The sequence below is a fragment of the Mucilaginibacter sp. genome, from assembly GCF_036383575.1.
Lineage (GTDB): Bacteria > Bacteroidota > Bacteroidia > Sphingobacteriales > Sphingobacteriaceae > Mucilaginibacter.
Map to the genome: position 1 here is coordinate 1 of NZ_DASVOB010000211.1, position 3,314 is coordinate 3,314.

Consider the following 3,314-nt stretch of genomic DNA (forward strand, 5'->3'; position numbering starts at 1 on the left):
GTTTTTTATATTTAAGTGCCATCCCACCTATTCTAATCCCCTCCTTTTCTACAAATCCTATCAATCTTTCTACGATAACTATTTATTCAGGAAAAAATGTTTTAAATGTATGATTTACATTTATTTTTACCAACTTTGAAATCGCTAAGGTATAACTGTCTACCTTACATGTATTAAGCCAATTATTACCTGATTTTAAACTAATGGAAACTAATTTTGATCTGAAAGAGCATCCTCACAGTAGGTTAAACATTTTAACGGGCGACTGGATCCTGGTATCGCCGCATCGTACAAAACGCCCGTGGCAAGGCAAAGTTGAGGCTACCCAGGCCGACGATCGTCCGCAGTATGATCCGGCCTGTTACCTGTGCCCTACAAACAAACGTGCCGATGGCAGCGAAAACCCCGATTATAAAGGAAGCTTTGTTTTCACCAATGATTATTCATCACTATTGTTAAATACGCCTGATGGTGGCTTAAATGAAGATGAGCTGCTGGTGGCTAATAGCCAAAAAGGCATTTGCCGGGTGATCAGCTTTTCGCCAAGGCATGACCTTACTTTGCCACAGATGACTACCAAAGAGATCAGCAAAGTAGTGGACATATGGCAATCAGAATTTGAAGACCTTGCCTCCTACCCATGGATCAAACATATCCAAATCTTCGAAAATAAAGGCGATATCATGGGTTGCAGCAATCCTCACCCTCACGGACAGATCTGGGCACAAAACAGCCTGCCAGTTGAGGTAGCTAAAGAAACCCAACAGCAAAAGCTTCATTTTGAGCAAAAAGGCGCAAGCCTGTTAGCTGATTACCTTGCGCTTGAATTGAAAAAACAAGACCGCATAGTTTTTGAAAACGAACATTTTGCAGTGCTTGTGCCGTTTTGGGCGGTTTGGCCGTACGAAACTATGATCATCAGCAAAAGGCATGTAACCAGCATCCTTTATTTCACCGATGAGGAAAAACATGCCCTTGCCGATGCTATCAGGAGGCTTACCATCAGGTATGATAACATGTTTGAAACTTCGTTCCCTTATTCGGCGGGTATGCACCAGTCGCCGGTTAACTCTGGCGAACATCCTTACTGGCACTGGCATATGCATTTTTACCCGCCGCTATTACGTTCGGCTACGGTGAAAAAATTCATGGTGGGCTATGAAATGCTGGCCAATCCGCAGCGCGATATTACCGCCGAATTTGCAGCTGAAAAACTAAGGGGCTTAAGTGAGATCCATTATAAAGAGAGGGGATAATGAAAAAAAGCTATTTTTAAACCAAACTATAATAAATCTATTTATGAGAAACTTAATTAAAGGTATTTTTTTAACAATTTTACCTGCTTGCAGCCTATATTTGGCTGCTTGTAATCAAAATTCAACCTCACAGAAAAACACTACTATGGCGGATAGCACTCAAACCACTGCATCAGCATTCGAAAAAACAATCGATGGAAAACAAACCCATTTATTTACCCTTAAAAACAAAAATGGTGCTATTGCTACTATCACCAACTATGGTGGCCGTGTAGTAAGCCTGTTGGTGCCTGATAAAACAGGCAAGCTAACTGATGTTGTTTTAGGCTTTGATGATGTAGAAGGTTTTGAAAAATCAACCGAGCGCTATTATGGCGCCACCATTGGTCGTTATGGCAACCGTATTGCCAAAGGTCATTTTAAAATTGATGGCAAAGATTACCAATCGTCAATAAACAATACACCAAACACGCTGCATGGCGGCAAACACGGCTTCCAGGAAGTAGTGTGGGATGGTAAGTTAATTGATTCATCAACTGTGGAGCTTACTTATCTTTCAAAAGATCTGGAAGAAGGTTTCCCGGGCAACCTGAATGTTAAGGTTACCTACAGCCTTACTGATGATAACTCATTTAAATGCCAGTACGAAGCCACAACTGATAAAAAAACAGTTGTTAACCTTACTAACCATGCCTTCTTTAACCTGAATGGCGAAGGCAGCGGTACCATCCTTGATCATTTGGTTCAGATTGATGCTGATAACTATTTACCGGTTGATGCAGGTTTGATCCCCACCGGTAAACTTGAAAAAGTTGCGGGTACACCGTTTGATTTCACCAAGCCTGAAACCATTGGTAAACGCATTAACGAAGATAACGTACAGTTAAAAGACGGTAAAGGTTACGACCACAACTTTGTACTGAACAAACATGACCTGAGCACTCCTATAGCTACAGTTATCGGCGATAAGAGCGGTATTAAAATGGAAGTATTTACCGAAGAACCGGGCTTACAGTTTTACAGCGGCAACTTTATGCAGGCTAAAAACGTGATGAAACGAGGTATAAAAGATGAGTACCGTACATCTTTCGCGATGGAAACCCAGCATTTCCCTGATTCACCAAACCAGCCGCAATTCCCTTCAACAGAATTAAAACCGGGCGATACTTATAAAACCCAATCGATCTATAAGTTTTCGGTAGTTAAATAATCGAACACCTTTTTATGTAAAAGTCCTGCCCAATGGCGGGACTTTTGCTTTATGTCCATTATGATGTGTTTGTTACGCAGATTTAAAACAAACCTAAACTTTTTGAGGTTAAGAGGTTAATTAATAACAATCTGTTTACCTATCTATAAAAAAACATCATGAGTGATCAGTCAACCCAACCTGAAGAAAAAGGTTTTTTCGAGAAGGTTAAAGAAACAATTGAAAGCCTTTGGGAAGGCACAAAAGACACAGCCGAAGACGTAAAAGAAGTAGCCGAAGAAAAAATTGAAGATATAAAGGAAAAAGTAACCGCTAAAAAAGCAACTGCCACAAAAAAAGCGGCAGCAACCAAAAAAAAGGTTATTAAAAAAGCTGATGAAGTAACTGCTAAAGCAAAAACAGAAGCTGCAAATGTTAAAGCAAAGGCCGAAACCAAGGCTAAAGCCATTACCGCCAAAGTGAAGAACGAAGCAGTTGCTGCAAAAAAAGAAGTTGCCGATGTTAAAGCCAAGGCGGCTACCAAAGCAAAAGTCATCACAGCTAAAGCAAAAACGGAGGCTACCGAAACCCAAAAAGCAATGGCTGCGAAAACCGCTAAAGCCGCCACAACAGTTAAGAAGAAAGCTACTGCCGCCTCAAAGTAATGCAAAACATTTTGACTACAAAAAAAGAGCGATTGGGAACCCAATCGCTCTTTTTTATATTTTTGTCGCGTCCTGAAATAAGTTGACACTCAAGTTGACTTATATGGAAAAACGAACAAAGAATGTAAGTAGGCGCAGTCAGCGCGATTACAGCCTTGCCTTTAAGTTGCAGGTCGTGCAGCAGGTTGAAAAAGGCGAACTGAC

General features: G+C 40.9%; 3 protein-coding genes. All 3 read left to right on the forward strand.

Annotation, left to right across the window (positions count from 1 at the left end; translation table 11 throughout):
• The first annotated feature begins 203 nt into the window (after window positions 1–203).
• The 3 genes from VF500_RS07635 to VF500_RS07645 all read left to right on the forward strand — a co-directional run bounded on the left by VF500_RS07635 (window position 204) and on the right by VF500_RS07645 (window position 3,110).
• Window positions 204–1,256: a UDP-glucose--hexose-1-phosphate uridylyltransferase gene (locus VF500_RS07635; protein ID WP_330859104.1), complete on the forward strand. Its 1,053-nt coding sequence runs from the start codon at window positions 204–206 to the stop codon at window positions 1,254–1,256.
• A gap of 145 nt (window positions 1,257–1,401) precedes the next feature.
• Window positions 1,402–2,466 (forward strand): aldose epimerase family protein, encoded by a 1,065-nt coding sequence (locus tag VF500_RS07640; RefSeq protein ID WP_330859105.1) that lies wholly within the window; start codon window positions 1,402–1,404, stop codon window positions 2,464–2,466.
• A gap of 158 nt (window positions 2,467–2,624) precedes the next feature.
• Complete coding sequence (locus tag VF500_RS07645) at window positions 2,625–3,110, forward strand: hypothetical protein (RefSeq protein ID WP_330859106.1); 486 nt, start codon at window positions 2,625–2,627, stop codon at window positions 3,108–3,110.
• The last annotated feature ends 204 nt before the right edge of the window (window positions 3,111–3,314 follow it).

Coding starts and splice junctions, on each gene's coding strand:
- VF500_RS07635 (WP_330859104.1), top strand. CDS start 204: ATGGAAACTAATTTTGATCTGAAAGAGCATCCTCACAGTAGGTTAAAC.
- VF500_RS07645 (WP_330859106.1), top strand. CDS start 2,625: ATGAGTGATCAGTCAACCCAACCTGAAGAAAAAGGTTTTTTCGAGAAG.
- VF500_RS07640 (WP_330859105.1), top strand. CDS start 1,402: ATGGCGGATAGCACTCAAACCACTGCATCAGCATTCGAAAAAACAATC.